Below are 14,912 nucleotides of genomic sequence, written 5' to 3'. Positions count from 1 at the left end.
CGCGAGTTGCTGGCCGAGCTGGCGGCGGGCGGCGCGGCCCTGCCGACGCGGCGGGACGAGCGGTGGCGGTGGCCGCTGCCGCCCGCGGCGAGCCGCCGGGTGGAGACGCTGCCGGGCGTGGAGCTGCGGCGGATCGCGGCGGCGGCGGCGGGAGCCCTGCGCGACGCCAGCACCCACGGCGTCGGCGGGCGTGCGGTGGGGCAGCGGGCGCTGCGGGACGCGCTGCTCGACCACGTGCCCGTGGTGGTCACCCCGGAGGACCCGCCCGGCGAGCCGGTCGAGGTGACCCAGCGGATGGTCCAGGGGGTGGTCCGGATGGGCTTCCTGGGACCCGCCGAGGGGGTGGCCGGGACGGTCGGCGGGGGCGACGTCCAGGTGCGCACGGTTGGCCGATGGGTCGGCCTGGTGGGACCGTACGGAGCGATATGGTCGCAGAAGGCCACCGAACTTGCCGTGCGGCCCCTCTGAATTCATCCGTTCGGCTGACCCTCGGTCATTCTTCTGTCCTGGGGCTGCCGTTGGGGGGGTGCTTCAACCCGGCTGTCCGGGTACCGTCCATCCTCGGATCCAACGCACCGTAGGCGAGTGGATCCGCTGGGGAGTGAGGTGCGCGAGCGATGCCGTGGTGGTCATGGCGCCCCGGTCCCGCCAACGGCGGCGGCGACCCGGAAAGGCGGAGCGGGGTCACAGTGGAGAGCACCGTCCGGGTCGGACCACCGACCCCCCGTCAGCCGGGAGACGACTGCCCGCCGACGGAGCGAGCCGTGATCGCGGACATGCCCGCCACGGTCGAGCCGGTCACCCTACGCCGCGTCTGCGACGCACTCGACAGGCTCGACGTGCGCTACCTGGCCGACGGCGACGGCAACCTGCTGGCCATGTGGGAGCGGCACGCCGTGCTGGTCACACTGGAGGGTCCGGAGGACGAGATCCTGGTGATGCGGGCCCGTCCACACGCGACGGTGCCGCCGGACTGGGCCGACCGCGCCTACCGCGTGGTCAACGAGTGGAACCACACCCGCCGCTTCTGCAAGGCCTACATCGGCGACCCGACCGAGCGCGGCCAGTTGCCGATCTACGCGGAGTTGCAGGTGCCGTTCGGTGCCGGGGCGCACGACGCGCTGCTGGTCGAGATGCTCGACTGCGGCGCGGCGGTCGCCACCAGCTTCGTGGACTGGCTGCACGACGAGGGCGCTCTGCTCTGAGGCGCCGGACGCCCGCCGGGCGATCCGGTGCCCGGGCGAACGCCGACGGGCCGCCCGGCACCTGCCGGGCACCCGAGGGGCAGCCCGGTCAGGCCGGCCCCGCCGGGTCCTCCATCGCGTTCACCATGAAGTAGGCGGCCCGCTCCAGGTAGTCCCACAGCGCGGTGGCGATCTCCGGCGGCAGGTCGAGCCGGTCCACGGCGCGGCGCATGTGGAGCAGCCACGCGTCCCGCTCGGCGGCGCCGATCCGGTACGGCGCGTGGCGCATCCGCAGTCGCGGGTGCCCCCGTTGCGCCGAGTACGTGTTGGGGCCGCCCCAGTACTGCATGAGGAACAGGGTCAACCGGTCCGCGGCCGGGCCCAGGTCCTCCTCCGGATACATGGGGCGCAGCAGCGGGTCGTCGGCGACCCCGGCGTAGAACTCGTCCACCAGCTTGCGGAAAGTGGGCTCGCCGCCGACCGCTTCGAAGAGGGTCATCGACGCACCGGGACGGTCGGACTCACCTGCGGCATTCACCGTTCCATCCTGCCAGGTGCCACGTCGGGCGAGCGGGGGGTGCCGGCTGTGGGTCGGGTCACCGCGTGCTGCCGCCGTCCCGCCTCGCCGGGGCGACCGCCCAGCGGCCCGCCGGCCCGCCGGACCGCTCCTCCACGGGCCGCCCCTGCGCGCCCGCCGGGGAGGCGGGGCCGGCTGCCTGCCGGGGGGCCGCTCCGCCCCCCTGCTGGGCCGCCTCGATCGCCGCGTCGATCGTCGACCGGCTCGGCCAGCGCAGGGCGGCGAGCGTCATCAGCAGCACCCCGACGGCGCTCCACACCCCGACCACGAGCGGGATGGAGTATCGCTCGGCCAGCAACCCGGTGACCAGGACGGCCATGCCCTGGATGACCTGGACGCCGGTCGCCATCACGCCGAAGGCGCGGGCCCGGAAGCCGTCGGGCAGCGCCCGGACGAAGAGCCCGTTGGCCACCGGCAGCATGCCGGCGACGGCGAACCCGCAGGCCGCGGCGAGCAGCGCCACCACCAGGGGCGGAGGGTCGAGCAGGGCGGGCACCAGGGCCAGCGGGGAGAGCACCGCCAACGGCCGCATCAGGCTCAGCCGGCGGTCCGGCCCGAACGCCCGGCTGACGACGAGGCCGCCGAGGATGAAGCCGACGGGGTTCGCCGCCATGATGATCGCCTGCGCGGCGCCGGCGTCCAGTTGGCCGGCGTGCTCGCTCGCCCAGGCGGCGGCGAGGCCCTCCGGCACCACGGAGAAGAGCATGGCGGCGAAGACCAGCACGGCGATGGCCCGCAGCACCGGGGTGCCGAACACGATCTGGAAGCCCTGCGCGGTCTCCCGCAGCAGGTGGCTGCGGTGCGCGGCGGTCATCGCCGTCGGTCGGTCGGCCACGCCGAAGCGGACCAGCGCGGCCGACAGGGCGAAGGTCGCCGCGTTCACCAGGAGCGCGGTGGTGGGGTTGAAGGCGGCGATGGCCGCGCCCGCCAGGTAGCCGACGACCTGGGCGGCCTGGCCGACGCTGCTGATCATCGAGAGCCCGACCACCAGGCGGTCCCCGGTGAGGACCAGGGGAATCAGCGCCGACTTGGCGGCCTGGCTCGGTGGGTTGGCCAGCGTGGTGGCGAAGAGCAGGGCCAGGATCATCGGGACGGGCACGCCGGGGATGGCGATGCACCCCATCAGCACCATCCGGACGAGGTCGCAGATCACCATGACCTGCCGGTAGCGGTGCCGCTCCGCGAGCGTGGCGAGCAGGGGGCCGCCGACCAGCCAGGGCAGGTAGCTCACCGCGAAGGCGGCGGCCGAGAGCGCGACGGACCGGGTCTCCTCGTAGACCAGCAGGGTGACCGCGGCCTTGGCGATGTAGTCGCCGATCCAGGAGAGCGCGCTGGCCGTGAAGACGGCGCCGTATTCGCGATTGGCGAACACCTCGCGGAAGGTTGCCGGCCCTTCCGGGGATGGTCGCTCGTCAGGCACCGTCGCCTCCATCGTTCCCCTGAGCGGGCCACTCGTGATGGACGGCCCGGGAACCGTCGTCAGATCTACGGATCAGCGAGGACGTGATCACGCTCCGGGGGAGCGCGTTGCACCGGATTTTGCCCGATCGTCCGACGAGTGGCTAGGGCGAAGGGGTTGATCGTCGCATCTCCGACTGAACGAACGGACGATACCCGAGGGGCCACCCGGCTCGCGACCCCCGCCGCCCGGCGTTCTGGACGCCTCAGGTGGCGCCGCCCTGCCCGGTCTCGCGGGGGGTGGAGACCGGCATGCCGGGGTAGAACCGGGCGGCGGCGATCTTCGCGGTGATGCCGGAGTTCTCCAGCGCCTCGGCGAGCCGGCGACGCAGCTCCCGGCCGACGGCGAACTGCCCGTCCGCGGTCGTCTTGACCACCGTACGGATCACCGCGCCGTCGACCGTCATCTGCTCGACGCCCAGCACCTCCGGCGCCTCGACGATCTCCGGCGCCAGGTCGGGGTCGATCGCCACCGAGGCGGCGGCGGTACGCAGCACGGCAGTGGCCTCCTCCGTGCCGGCGAAGCCGATCGGCAGGTCGACCACCACCAGGGCCCATCCCTGGCTCTTGTTGCCCACCCGGACGATCTCGCCGTTGCGGATGTACCAGAGCACGCCCCGCCCGTCGCGGACGGTGGTGACCCGCAGCCCGACCGACTCCACCACGCCTGTCGCCTCGCCGAGGTCCACGGTGTCTCCGACGCCGTACTGGTCCTCGATCAGCATGAACAGGCCGGCGATCAGGTCCTTGACCAGGCTCTGCGCGCCGAAGCCGAGGGCCACGCCCGCGATGCCGGCGCTGGCCAGCAGCGGGGCCAGGTCGAAGCTGAACTCCTTGAGGATCATCAGCAGCGCGATGCCGAAGATGAACGCGGTGCTCAGGCTGCGCAGCACCGAACCGATCGCCTCGGCCCGCTGCCGGCGCCGCTCCGGAACGAACTCGCCGGGCTCGACGGCGGCGGTGGGGATCCGCTCGCGCAGCGGACGCAGCATGGTCGGCACGCCCGCGTCGGTGGTGGTGCGCACCAGCCGGCGGATCGTGCGGTGCACCAGCCACCGGGCGGCGACCGCCAGCAGCAGGATCATCACGATCCGCAGCGGCTTGAGCAGGATCCAGTAGCTGCCCTCGGCGAACCACACCGAGCCGGTCATGTCGTAGACGCTCTTGCAGAGGGCGTCGTCCAGGCAGGTCGGCGACGGGGCCGGGTCCGGCGCCTCGACGGCGGGCAGGGCGGGCGGCGTCAGGCTGGCAGCGGTCACGCTGTCTTCGTACCGCACCCGGGGGGGCCCGAACCCCCCGACCCTCCGCGTCGTGACCCGGCCCCCGGTGGAGCGTGCCGCCCGGGCGCGGTCGCACCGGTCAGGTCCCGCCCCGGGAACGCGAGGTGACGGCGCAACTATCATGATCAAATGACAGCTTCCACCTTCGTCTTCGTGCCCGGCGCCGGCAGCAACTCGTTCACCTGGGCGCCCATGCAGCGGGAGCTGGCCCTGCGGGGGCACCGCTCGCTGGCCGTCGACCTGCCCGGGCACGGCTTCGGCGCGACGTTCCCGGCGGCGTACCAGGCCCCGCAGGACCTCGCCGCCCTGGCGACCGCGCCGAGCGCGATGGCCGGCGTCGGCCACGCCGACAACGTGGCCCACGTCCTGGACGTCGTGCGGCGGGTACGCGAGCACGGACCGGTCATCCTGGTCGGGCACAGCCGGGGCGGGCTCACCCTGACCGGGGTCGCCAACGCCGCCCCGGAGCTGCTGGACCGGCTGGTCTACATCTCGGCGTGGTGCTGCGCCGCCGACACCCCGGCCGGCTACCAGGCCTCGGCGGAGAACGCGTCGAGCGCCCTGAACGGCGTCGGCGGCCTGCTCGCCGCGAACCCGATGGAACTCGGCGCGCTGCGGTTCAACTGGCGCACCGCCGACCCCGCACTGCTCGCCACCCTCCGGGAGGCGATCCTGGCCGACGGCACCGACGACGAGTTCCACGGCTACCTGAACACCCTGGAGCCGGACGAGAGCCTGGACGCCGGCGAGGAGCGGGCCGACCCCGGGACCTGGGGCCGCGTCCCCCGCACCTACCTGCGGCTCACCGCCGACCGGTCGATGCCGATCGCGCTCCAGGACCGGTTCATCGCCGACGCCGACGCGCTCACCCCCGACAACCCGTTCGACGTGTGGTCCCTCGACGTCAGCCACGCCGCGGTGCTCGTCCGCCCCGGGGAGACCGCGGCACTGCTCTCCTCCCTGGCCCGGCTCTGACGGACCCGGCGGGCCGATCGACGCCGAGCGCAGCCGATGATGCGCGCAGGGGGTCGCACCCGCCGGTGCGGCATTGATCGGGTCGTCGTGATCGCGTTTATCGGCTTCAATGCGTAAACATGATCATCGGGGCCTGGAATGCGGCGCGTCGGAATGGGTGGCGGGTGCCGGACGGCGAGCGGCGCCGGAGGGGTCCGCCCCTGCTCAGGGGCGGATCTGCCCGTTTCCGGGTGATGCCTGGCCGGCTTCTGACATTAGTGCGTGCAATCCGGGATTTACTAGTGCAAGTAGGCGTTGATCTGCAAGAACGTCAAGAGAAGATCATCCGGCACAACTTGGGCACAACTCAGATCCCATCTCGACCAGCAGGGCCGATCGGCTGGCTGTCCCTGCATCGTGCGCCGGCTTCCATCCCAGAACCTCACCGATGCGCAAGCCTTCGCCGGCTCCAAGCCAAACAGCCGCGCGAAAGCTTCACGCCGTCACATGGGTTATCGGAAAGGACCTTGTCGACAACAGCGGCGTTCAAAATGCTCTTAAGGACCCCGAAGTAAAGGAGGACAGACGATCTGGCGACGCTTTCGTCAAGGGCGGGGCGCAAGCGGCCCGCCGCCGTATCGCACCGGGGCGCGCGTGCGGCCTGGCGGCCGGTCACGCCCCGGCACACGGCTATCAGGGAAGCCCTTGACAGTCGCAGTGCAGCTCCCCGGCCGACCGGGTTACCTAGTGTGCCGGGGAGGGGGCCTCGGCGGGACGGCCGGCGGCGTGGCGGGCGTCGGCGAGGGCGACGGCGAGCAGTACGAGCGCGGCCACGACCGTAGCGGCCAGCGGCGGGGCGAAATACAGGGGGACGGCGGCGACCGCCAGGGCGGCGATGGCGACGACGCGGCGGAGGGAAAGCCGGTCGAACACGACGCGTTCCAGACGGATGCGGCCGTAGAGGAACAGTGCTGGACCGCCGAGGATAGCGACGAGCCACACCGGCTCGGGCTTGCCGGCCGTGTGTTTCAGTACGATCTCGAAGCCGACGGCGGCGGTGAGGATGCCCATCACCATGACGACGTGTGCAGTGCCGGTGGCGCGACCGGCGGCGTACCGGTCCCCCGCCGTGGCGACGGCTTCGCCGAGGATCTGGCCGGAACGGTAGAAGTAGATGCGCCACAGCAGCACCGTCGACAGGAACGCCACCACGAGCCCCGCGCCGGTCACCGCGGTGACCGGCTGGTAGGTCACCGTGAGGCCGACGGCGAGCACGGTTTCCCCGAGGGCGATCATCAGGAACTGCTGATAGCGGGCGGGCAGGTGGTGGCGGCTGTCCATGGCCCACGCACTGACCGGCTGCCGGGCCATCCCCGGTACCGGCCAGCGCAGCTGCCCGGCGACGATGTCGACGGCCACGGCGACCCCCCACAGGGCGACCCGGGCGTCGCCACTGACGGCCGCGCCGGCGAACCAGATCACCGCCGTGGCCGAGTGCCACAGCACCGACCGCAGGTAGAGCTGCCGAAGAGGGTGCCCGCGCAGCGCGGGCATCAGGATGAGCGGCCGGCCGCACTGCAGGATCACGTACGGCAGCACGAACGCCCACCCGCGGCCGACGAACGCGTACGGCAGTGAGGTCGACATGACCAGCAGCCCGAAGTCACTGGCCAATACGACCCACTGGATCTTGCGGCGGCGGGGGTCGAACCAGCTGGTGATGTGCGCGGTCGTGATCCACAGCCAGATCAGCGGCAGCGACAGCACCGGCAGGAAGCCCATCGACCACCACCGGACGACAAGGTCTTCGCTGACGATCTCCCGCGCCACCCGGCTGACCACCCCGGCGAGGGCGAACACCAGCACCAGGTCGACGAACAGTTCCAGGAAGTTGGCCTGCTGCACGTCCTCGCGACGTCGCAACAGGTCTTGGCTCTGTCGGCCGCCTTCCCGAAGTCCCATACCGCTCATATTCACCGGCACGACCCCGGTTCACCGGGGGTTGGATTTCCTACACCCGGAGGGAAGCCATACGGGTGACCGCCAACGACTCCTGGCCCGACCAGGACGTCGTGGGAGTGGTTGGACGCGCCCGGACGCCACCACACGCTGACGAATCCGTCCCAGGACATGCGTGACGATCGGCCCTTATTGCTGGGAGGCCCGTCCTCATGCCCACGCGCGCCCAACGCCGGAGCCAAGTGACGTTGGAGTATCAACCCTCGTGTACCCCGGCGTCAGAACGGGCCGCCGCCGGGGACTGGGCGCCGAGAATGACCCGCAGGGCAGGACCGGCAAGCCCCAGACATGGGGGCAGCGTCCGCGGTGCCGAGCAGACGACCCCCCGTGCCAGCTACGACCTCAGCCGTAGCAGGTAGACAGCCACCGCCGCATTGGGAGCGCGCTCTCTCTGTTCCGCCGCCTCAACCTGGACTCTCACCGCCCACGCCGCAGGAACGGCCAGCGCACCTGTGCAGGCCATGGACGACGAGGGACAGGAGAACCCAGGGCCACCGCTTGGAGGGGGATTCCGCTTCACGTCAGGCACTTTAGTGATCTTGAGTTGCCTTGATCAAGTTTACGGAGATCAATGCAACTGCAAGATCATCGGGCACGGATCCGGCACAACCGAGATCGAAAACGGGTGTAGAACGTCGAGAGTCGCTGAGGGGTCCCGCCCTGCTCAGGGGCCAGATCTGCCCGTTTCCGGGTGATGCCCACTTGGCTTGTCACATTAGTGCGTGCAATCCGGGAGCCGATCAGGGACGATGGGCGCACGGACGTCGGTGATCCGGCCGGCGTCGGCCGTGGTGGGCAACTGCGCCCGTTTCCGGTCGGCGGTGGCAAGCAGGGGCCGCTGAACCGGGAGGGTGAACGCGATGCCTGACATACGACCCACGGTGGGCTCCGGTGCGCTGGTCCTCAACGCCACCTACGAGCCGCTGTGTGTCGTGTCGGTGCGCCGCGCCGCCATTCTCGTGCTCTCCGCCAAGGCGGTCTGCGTCGCCGACGGCGACGGCATCCTGCACAGCGCCCGCGACGCGCTGCCGGTGCCGTCGGTCGTCCGCCTCACCCGCTTCGTACGCGTGCCCTACCGCACCCACGTCGGGCTCTCCCGCCGCGCCATCTTCGCCCGGGACGGCTGGCGGTGCGCCTACTGCCGGGGTCCCGCCGAGACCATCGACCACGTCTTCCCGCGCAGCCGGGGCGGCCGGCACGCCTGGGAGAACGTCGTCGCGGCCTGCGCCCGGTGCAACCACACCAAGGGCGACAAGACGCCGGCCGAGCTGGGCTGGCGGCTGCACGCGCTGCCGGCGGCCCCGAAGGGCACCGCCTGGCGGGTGCTCGGCCACCGGGCGCCGGACCCCCGCTGGTCCGACTGGCTCGACCTGCGCGAGCCCGAAGGCCGCCTGAGCCGGGAGCCCGAGGCCGCCTGACCCGTCGCCCGCGCCCGCACGACGCGGCGCGCGGGCGGGCCGGTCACGTCGTGCGCGCCCGGACCAGCGACGCGAAGACCACCACGTTGTCGGCGTACCCGGTCTGCCCGCCCACCCAGCGTCCGCCGCAGGTGATCAGGCGCAGCCGGGGGCGGTCGAAGTCGCCGAAGACCTCGTCCACCGGTAGCCGGTCCTTGTCGAAGCGCTCGACGGAGTCCACCTCGAAGACGGCCACCGAGCGGTCCTGCCGGGCGACCTCGATCCGGTCGCCGTCGTCCAGGTCCCGCAGCTTGTGGAAGACCGCCGGCCCGCTGGTCGTGTCGACGTGCCCGACGATCACCGCCGGGCCGTACTGCCCGGGGGTCGGGCCCTGGTCGTACCAGCCGGCCTCCTGGGCGCGGGCGGCGTCCGGCACCGCGATGCTGCCGTCCGGGGCGATGCCGACGCCGTGCACGGGCGCCCGGACGTCGATCGGGTCGATGGCGATGCCGACGGGCCGGCTGGCGGGCAGCACCGGGAACTTCTTCGGCGCGGGTCGCAGCCCCGCGAGGAACCGCTCCGGCAGCACGCTCACGCCGGCGATCCGCTCCACGCCGAGCATCGTGACGATCAGCGCCATCAACGTCCCGATCACCAGGACCGGCAGGCCGGGCCCCCGCCCCGGGGCCAGCCGGCGGCCGCCGGCCGGGATCCGGCGGTAGCGGGGCCGGGCGGGCAGCGGACCGGCGGCCGGGTCGGTGGTGGCGACGCTCGCCGACACCGCCTCCCCGGCCACCCGGCGCAGCCGGCGCGCGGTCGCGGCCGCCGCCCGGCGGGACGCCCGCAGCGCCCGCCGGGTGGTCGCCCGGACCCGGCCCGGATCCGATCGCCTGGTACGCCTCAGGGAGCCGGCCATGGCGACGGCGGGTCAGGAACCGGACCCGGTCCGGCGGCGGTTGCCGAAGAAGCCGAAGCCCACGGCCAGGGCCACGACCGCGAGGCCACCGATCATCAGCATCGAGCCGGTGCCCGAGACGCCGGCGGTGCCGCCGCCCCCGGTGGCCGGGCCCTTGCTCGGCTGCTCCATGTTCAGCACCGTGAGCGTGGTGGTCGCGGTCTTGCCGTTGTCGCAGCGCAGGTCCACCGGGTAGTCGCCGGGCTCCTTGCTGCCCGGGATGGTGACCTGGCCGGTCAAAAAGCCGTTGTCCGGCCGCAGCATCACCCGCCCGAAGGCGTCGGAGTGCACGTCGGCCTGGCGGTTGTTGGCGTTGTCGCAGCCGGCCCGGATGCTGACCCGGGTGCCGGCCTGCGCGCTGTTGGGTACCACCTCGACGAAGGTGTTCTCACCCGCCCAGGCGGGTGCGAGAGTCGTCAGGACGAAGGCCCCGACCAGCCCCAAGACGGTCAGAGCGCGGGTCAGGGCACGTTGGAACGCTGTGAGCACCGGCATGATCCCCCCTTCCGGTGACGATCACCGGAATCCTCCCCGGGCAACAGGGGCCTGCTTTCCCGCTGGCCGGGGGGCAAACCCGGGGCGGGTCAGCGCTGCCGGTCGGCGGGGGGCAGCGGGGTGACGGGCTGCCATTCCAGCGGGGTGGAGAGCACCATCGTGCTGGACGGCTGGCCGTACGGGGCGAGCCGGTCGATGACGCCCTCGAAGTCGTCGATCGACCCGGCGGCCACCTTGAGCATGCTGCACGCGTCGCCGGTGATCCGGTGGATCTCCAGGATCTCGGGCCAGTTCGCCACGTCCGGGTCGTGCAGGATGCACCGGGCCCCGTAACAGGACATCCGGATCAGCGCGACCACGGTGCGGCCGGCCCGGGTCAGGTCGACGTGGGCGTGGTAGCCGGTGATCACCCCGGACTCCTCCAGCCGGCGCACCCGCTCGGCCACGGCCGGCGGCGACAGGTGCACCCGGCGGGAGAGTTCGCTGAAGGAGAGGCGCGCGTCGGCCTGCAGTTCCCGCAGCAGCGCCCAGTCCATGTCGTCCATGAGGCGACCTTACTTTCCTGAAGCCGAATCCGGCTCATGCCTTCTGCGTAGCAGGTCAGACGGGGTGAGCGCCGTTGATCCGGCATTCCATCCGGGGGTTCCGCCGAGAGATCATGTTGACATCCCGAAAACGGCCGACCGTCGGCCGTCCCGGGTGACGAAGCAGAGGGAGGCCACCGGTGGAGCAGACGGACGTGCGCGTACCCGCCAAGGCGGCGGTGCGCCCGGTGACCCCGCGGCAACGCGCGGCCCGCGCCGCCCGCAACGGCGGCGAACCGACGCTGGAGTTCGCCGAGCGGGTGCCGTACGACGCGTACGTGCACGCCAGCACGCTGCACCAACTGCAGCAGCCGCTGAGCGACGACCCCGGCGAGATGTCCTTCCTGATGGTCAGCCAGATCATGGAGCTGTACTTCAAGCTGAGCTGCCACGAGCTGCGCGAGACGCAGCGGCTGCTGCGGGCCGACCGGGTGTGGGACGCGCTGGCCCCGCTGCGCCGCGCCGCGCTGCACCTGGAGGGGCTGAACGCGGCCTGGAACGGGCTGCGCTGGATGACCCCGGCCGACTTCAACCGGTTCCGCAACCTGCTGGGCGAGGGCTCCGGCTTCCAGTCGGCGATGTACCGCCACCTGGAGTTCCTGCTCGGCCTCCGCGACGAGACGCTGATCCGGCCGTTCCGGCGGCAGACCGACGTGTACGCCGAGCTGCGCGCCACCCTGGCGGCGCCGAGCCTCTGGGACGACGTGGTCGCCCTGCTGGCCCGCCACGGCCACGAGCTTCCGGCTGAGCTGCTGGACCGGGACGTCAACGCCGAGCACCAGCCGCACGCCGCCGTGGAGGCCGCCTGGGTGCGGATCTACGCCGAGCCCGGGCCGGAGAACCACCTGCGGATGCTGGGCGAGGCGCTGACCGAGGTGGCCGAGCAGTTCGGCGACTGGCGGCAGCACCACGTCAAGGCGGTGCAGCGCACAATGGGCGCCAAGGTGGGCAGCGGCGGCTCCGCCGGACTGGCGTGGTTGCAGCGGAGCATGGCCCGGGTGGTCTTCCCCGAGCTGTGGTCGGCCCGGACAGCGATGTGACCCGAGAGCGAGACGACGCTATGACCACCCCCGCATCCGATCCGTCCGGTTTCGCCGCCGGTGAGGCCGAGGCGCGCCGCCTCGACGCCGCCGATCCCGGGCACCGCCACCTGTTCCGCGTGCCGCCGGCCGACGGCGGCCGGTACCCCGAGGCCGCCTACCTGGCCGGCAACTCCCTCGGCCTGCAACCCCGGGCCACCCGCGACGAGCTCGCCGCCGACCTGGACGCGTGGAGCCGCCTCGGCGTCGAGGGACACCTGGAGGGCGTGCGGCCCTGGCTGCCGTACCACGAGCTGCTGACGGCGCCGGCCGCGCGACTGGTCGGCGCCGCCCCGGCGGAGGTCGTGGTGATGAACTCCCTGACGGTCAACCTGCACCTGCTGATGGTCAGCTTCTACCGGCCGGCCGGTGCGCGCACCCGGATCGTCATCGAGGACAGCACCTTCCCCTCGGACAGCTACGCCGTGCGCAGCCAGGCCCGCTTCCACGGCCTCGACCCGGACACCACGGTCGTCCGGCTGCGCCCGCGCGCCGGCGAGGACACCCTGCGCACCGAGGACGTGACCGCCTACCTGGCCGCCGAGGGCGACACGGTGGCGCTGGTGCTGCTCGGCGGGGTCAACTACCTCACCGGCGAGCTGATGGACATCCCGACGATCACGGCCGCCGGCCGCGCGGCGGGGGCCGTGGTCGGCTGGGACCTGGCGCACGCCGCCGGCAACGTCCCGCTCGCCCTGCACGACTGGGACGTCGACTTCGCCGCCTGGTGCTCCTACAAGTACCTGAACTCCGGCCCCGGCGCGCTGGCCGGCGTCTTCGTGCACGAGCGGCACCTCGGCGACCCCGACCTGCCCCGCTTCGAGGGCTGGTGGAGCACCGAGGCGGCCACCCGGTTCGAGATGACCCCGGTCTCCCGGCCGCCGGCCACCGTCGAGGCGTGGCAGATCTCCAACCCGCCGATCTTCGCGATGGGCCCGGTGCGTACCTCGCTGGAGCTCTTCGACTCCGTCGGGATGCCCGCGCTGCGCGAGCGCAGCCTCCGGCTCACCGGCTACCTGGCGGGGCTGCTGGACGAGGTGACCGCGAACCGTCCGCTGACCGTGGTCACCCCGCGCGAGCCGGAGCGGCGCGGCTGCCAGCTCTCCGTGCGCATCGGCGCGGGCAGCGCGGCCGAACTGGCCAAGCGGCTGCGGCACGAGCACGGCGTGATCGCCGACGCCCGGGAGCCGGACATCATCCGGTTCGCCCCGGTGCCGCTCTATTCCACGTTCCACGACTGCTGGCGGGTCGCCGACGCGCTGGCCGCCACGACGGAGATGAGCTCATGGTGAGCGCGAGGAGTGAGCTGGGGTTGCGAGCCCCGCAGTCGCGAACGGAGATGAGCTCATGGTGAGCGCGAGGAGTGAGCTGGGGTTGCGAGCCCCGCAGTCGCGAACGGAGATGAGCTCATGACCGACCAGCGGGACGAGATCGCGGTCGTCGGCGCGGGCCTCGCCGGCTGCCTGCTGGCCTGCTTCCTGGCCCGGCGCGGCTACCCGGTGGCGCTCTACGAGCGGCGGCCCGACCCGCGCACCGGCACGGTGGAGCGGGGACGCTCCATCAACCTGGCGCTCTCCGAGCGGGGCCTCGACGCGCTGCGCCGGATCGGCCTCGACGAGCAGGTGCTGGCCGACGGGCTGCCGATGCGCGGCCGGATGATCCACCCCGTCGACGGCGAGGCGCAGTTCCAGTCGTACAGCGCCGCCGGCGACCGGGCGATCAACTCGATCAGCCGGGGCGCGTTGAACAACGCCCTGCTCGACGCGGCCACCAGCCTGCCCGGGGTGCGGGTCGCCTTCGACCACCGGCTCGTCGGGCTCGACCCGACCAGCGGCGAGATGACCTTCGAGACCCCGCAGGGCACGGTCGCGGCCACCGCGTCGGTCGTCCTCGGCACCGACGGCGCCGGCTCCGCGGTGCGCGGGCAGCTGCTGGCGTACGGGCTGCTGACCGAGAGCGTGGACTTCCTCGACTACGGCTACAAGGAGCTGACGATCCCGCCGCTGGGCGGGGACTTCGCCCTCGACCCGGAGGCGCTGCACATCTGGCCGCGCGGCACCTCGATGATGATCGCGCTGCCGAACCCGGACCGCTCTTTCACCTGCACGCTCTTCTGGCCCACCCACGGCACCGCCAGCTTCGCCTCGCTGGGCAGCCCGGCGGCCATCGAGCGGCACTTCGCCGAGCACTACCCGGACCTGCCGCCGCTCGCCCCGGGCCTCGTCGACGACTACCAGCACAACCCGGTGGGCGTGCTCGGCACCGTCCGCTGCACCCCCTGGCAGGCGTACGGGAGGGTCGGCCTGCTCGGCGACGCGGCACACGCCATCGTCCCGTTCTACGGCCAGGGCGCGAACTGCGCCTTCGAGGACGTCGTCGAGCTGGACCGCTGCCTGGACGAGTGCGCCGACGACTGGTCCGAGGCGCTGCCCCTGTTCCAGCAGCGCCGGCAGGCCAACGCCGAGGCCATCGCGCAGATGGCGCTGGCGAACTTCGTGGAGATGCGGGACAAGGTCGCCTCGCCGCTGTTCCAGGCCGGCCGGAAGGTCGAGCACGCGCTGGAGCGGGTGCTGCCGGGCCGTTACGTCTCCCGCTACGAGCTGGTGTCCTTCTCGACCACCCCGTACGCCGAGGTGCGTCGGCGGGTCCGCCGGCAGCACCGCCTGCTCGGGGCGGTGGCCGCCGGGGCCGTGGCGCTGCTGGCCGGCGCGGTCGGCCTCACGATCAGCCGGGGGAGGCGTCGATGACCGTGACCTGGGATCCCCGGCTGATGGCCGGGCGGGCGCCCGACGGCCCGGGCCTGCTGCGCAACTTCGTGGGCGGTGAGTTCGTCGAGGGTGGGCGGCGGTTCGTCAAGCGCAGCCCGGTGACGGGTGAGCCGGTGTTCGAGGTGGTCGAGGCGGATCGGGCGTGTGTGGACGATGCGGTCG

General features: G+C 72.6%; 13 protein-coding genes and 2 pseudogenes. 8 read left to right on the top strand and 7 right to left on the bottom strand.

Annotated features, from left to right (window positions below; all coding sequences use genetic code 11):
- Both F6X68_RS21460 and F6X68_RS21455 read left to right on the top strand, forming a co-directional pair.
- Positions 1-468: pseudogene (locus tag F6X68_RS21460) on the top strand (hypothetical protein); the annotation flags it as partial.
- A 149-nt stretch (positions 469-617) separates the two neighbouring features.
- Complete coding sequence (locus tag F6X68_RS21455; RefSeq protein WP_151455969.1) at positions 618-1,205, top strand: YbjN domain-containing protein; 588 nt, start codon at positions 618-620, stop codon at positions 1,203-1,205.
- A gap of 88 nt (positions 1,206-1,293) precedes the next feature.
- On the opposite strand, the gene F6X68_RS21450 is transcribed toward F6X68_RS21455, so the two are convergent.
- From F6X68_RS21450 to F6X68_RS21440, 3 genes are all read right to left on the bottom strand, one after another.
- Entirely contained in the window at positions 1,294-1,683 is a 390-nt protein-coding gene (locus tag F6X68_RS21450; RefSeq protein ID WP_192581484.1) for a globin, read from the bottom strand.
- A 97-nt stretch (positions 1,684-1,780) separates the two neighbouring features.
- Positions 1,781-3,193: an MFS transporter gene (locus tag F6X68_RS21445; RefSeq protein ID WP_151455968.1), complete on the bottom strand. Its 1,413-nt coding sequence runs from the start codon at positions 3,191-3,193 to the stop codon at positions 1,781-1,783.
- Between the two features lie 232 nt (positions 3,194-3,425).
- Positions 3,426-4,478, bottom strand: coding sequence for a mechanosensitive ion channel family protein (locus F6X68_RS21440; RefSeq protein ID WP_370518969.1), 1,053 nt, complete (start codon positions 4,476-4,478; stop codon positions 3,426-3,428).
- Positions 4,479-4,628: 150 nt separating this feature from the next.
- Here F6X68_RS21440 and F6X68_RS21435 point away from each other — a divergent pair, with 150 nt between their 5' ends.
- Positions 4,629-5,474 (top strand): alpha/beta hydrolase, encoded by an 846-nt coding sequence (locus F6X68_RS21435; RefSeq protein ID WP_151455966.1) that lies wholly within the window; start codon positions 4,629-4,631, stop codon positions 5,472-5,474.
- Positions 5,475-6,197: 723 nt separating this feature from the next.
- Here F6X68_RS21435 and F6X68_RS21425 read toward each other — a convergent pair.
- Complete coding sequence (locus F6X68_RS21425; RefSeq protein ID WP_192581483.1) at positions 6,198-7,376, bottom strand: low temperature requirement protein A; 1,179 nt, start codon at positions 7,374-7,376, stop codon at positions 6,198-6,200.
- Between the two features lie 956 nt (positions 7,377-8,332).
- On the opposite strand from F6X68_RS21425, the gene F6X68_RS21420 reads away from it, so the two are divergent.
- The gene (locus tag F6X68_RS21420; protein ID WP_132239323.1) at positions 8,333-8,890 is read left to right on the top strand and encodes an HNH endonuclease; all 558 of its coding nucleotides are present in this window, start codon (positions 8,333-8,335) and stop codon (positions 8,888-8,890) included.
- Positions 8,891-8,933: 43 nt separating this feature from the next.
- On the opposite strand, the gene F6X68_RS21415 is transcribed toward F6X68_RS21420, so the two are convergent.
- From F6X68_RS21415 to F6X68_RS21405, 3 genes are all read right to left on the bottom strand, one after another.
- Positions 8,934-9,785: a class F sortase gene (locus tag F6X68_RS21415; protein ID WP_151455964.1), complete on the bottom strand. Its 852-nt coding sequence runs from the start codon at positions 9,783-9,785 to the stop codon at positions 8,934-8,936.
- A gap of 12 nt (positions 9,786-9,797) precedes the next feature.
- On the bottom strand, positions 9,798-10,319 hold the full coding sequence (locus tag F6X68_RS21410) for a hypothetical protein (protein ID WP_151455963.1): 522 nt from the start codon (positions 10,317-10,319) through the stop codon (positions 9,798-9,800).
- A gap of 89 nt (positions 10,320-10,408) precedes the next feature.
- The gene (locus tag F6X68_RS21405) at positions 10,409-10,864 is read right to left on the bottom strand and encodes an Lrp/AsnC family transcriptional regulator (RefSeq protein ID WP_151455962.1); all 456 of its coding nucleotides are present in this window, start codon (positions 10,862-10,864) and stop codon (positions 10,409-10,411) included.
- 179 nt (positions 10,865-11,043) lie between these two features.
- On the opposite strand from F6X68_RS21405, the gene F6X68_RS21400 reads away from it, so the two are divergent.
- From F6X68_RS21400 to F6X68_RS21385, 4 genes and pseudogenes are all read left to right on the top strand, one after another.
- Positions 11,044-11,943, top strand: a complete 900-nt coding sequence (locus F6X68_RS21400) for a tryptophan 2,3-dioxygenase (RefSeq protein ID WP_151455961.1) — start codon at positions 11,044-11,046, stop codon at positions 11,941-11,943.
- A gap of 20 nt (positions 11,944-11,963) precedes the next feature.
- Complete coding sequence (kynU, locus tag F6X68_RS21395) at positions 11,964-13,274, top strand: kynureninase (protein ID WP_151455960.1); 1,311 nt, start codon at positions 11,964-11,966, stop codon at positions 13,272-13,274.
- 117 nt (positions 13,275-13,391) lie between these two features.
- Positions 13,392-14,729, top strand: coding sequence for an NAD(P)/FAD-dependent oxidoreductase (locus tag F6X68_RS21390; protein WP_151455959.1), 1,338 nt, complete (start codon positions 13,392-13,394; stop codon positions 14,727-14,729).
- A gap of 23 nt (positions 14,730-14,752) precedes the next feature.
- Positions 14,753-14,912 (top strand): annotated as a pseudogene (locus F6X68_RS21385) (5-carboxymethyl-2-hydroxymuconate semialdehyde dehydrogenase); the annotation flags it as partial.

Source organism: Micromonospora sp. AMSO12t (genome assembly GCF_008806585.1).
Classification (GTDB): Bacteria; Actinomycetota; Actinomycetes; order Mycobacteriales; family Micromonosporaceae; genus Micromonospora; species Micromonospora reichwaldensis.
This window is presented reverse-complemented; position numbering and strand designations above follow the sequence as displayed.

What these genes read in the sequence shown, in the direction of transcription:
- F6X68_RS21455 (WP_151455969.1), top strand. Translation starts at nt 618, where the DNA reads ATGCCGTGGTGGTCATGGCGCCCCGGTCCCGCCAACGGCGGCGGCGAC.
- F6X68_RS21450 (WP_192581484.1), bottom strand. Translation starts at nt 1,683, where the DNA reads ATGACCCTCTTCGAAGCGGTCGGCGGCGAGCCCACTTTCCGCAAGCTG.
- F6X68_RS21445 (WP_151455968.1), bottom strand. Translation starts at nt 3,193, where the DNA reads ATGGAGGCGACGGTGCCTGACGAGCGACCATCCCCGGAAGGGCCGGCA.
- F6X68_RS21435 (WP_151455966.1), top strand. Translation starts at nt 4,629, where the DNA reads ATGACAGCTTCCACCTTCGTCTTCGTGCCCGGCGCCGGCAGCAACTCG.
- F6X68_RS21420 (WP_132239323.1), top strand. Translation starts at nt 8,333, where the DNA reads ATGCCTGACATACGACCCACGGTGGGCTCCGGTGCGCTGGTCCTCAAC.
- F6X68_RS21415 (WP_151455964.1), bottom strand. Translation starts at nt 9,785, where the DNA reads ATGGCCGGCTCCCTGAGGCGTACCAGGCGATCGGATCCGGGCCGGGTC.
- F6X68_RS21410 (WP_151455963.1), bottom strand. Translation starts at nt 10,319, where the DNA reads ATGCCGGTGCTCACAGCGTTCCAACGTGCCCTGACCCGCGCTCTGACC.
- F6X68_RS21405 (WP_151455962.1), bottom strand. Translation starts at nt 10,864, where the DNA reads ATGGACGACATGGACTGGGCGCTGCTGCGGGAACTGCAGGCCGACGCG.
- kynU (WP_151455960.1), top strand. Translation starts at nt 11,964, where the DNA reads ATGACCACCCCCGCATCCGATCCGTCCGGTTTCGCCGCCGGTGAGGCC.
- F6X68_RS21390 (WP_151455959.1), top strand. Translation starts at nt 13,392, where the DNA reads ATGACCGACCAGCGGGACGAGATCGCGGTCGTCGGCGCGGGCCTCGCC.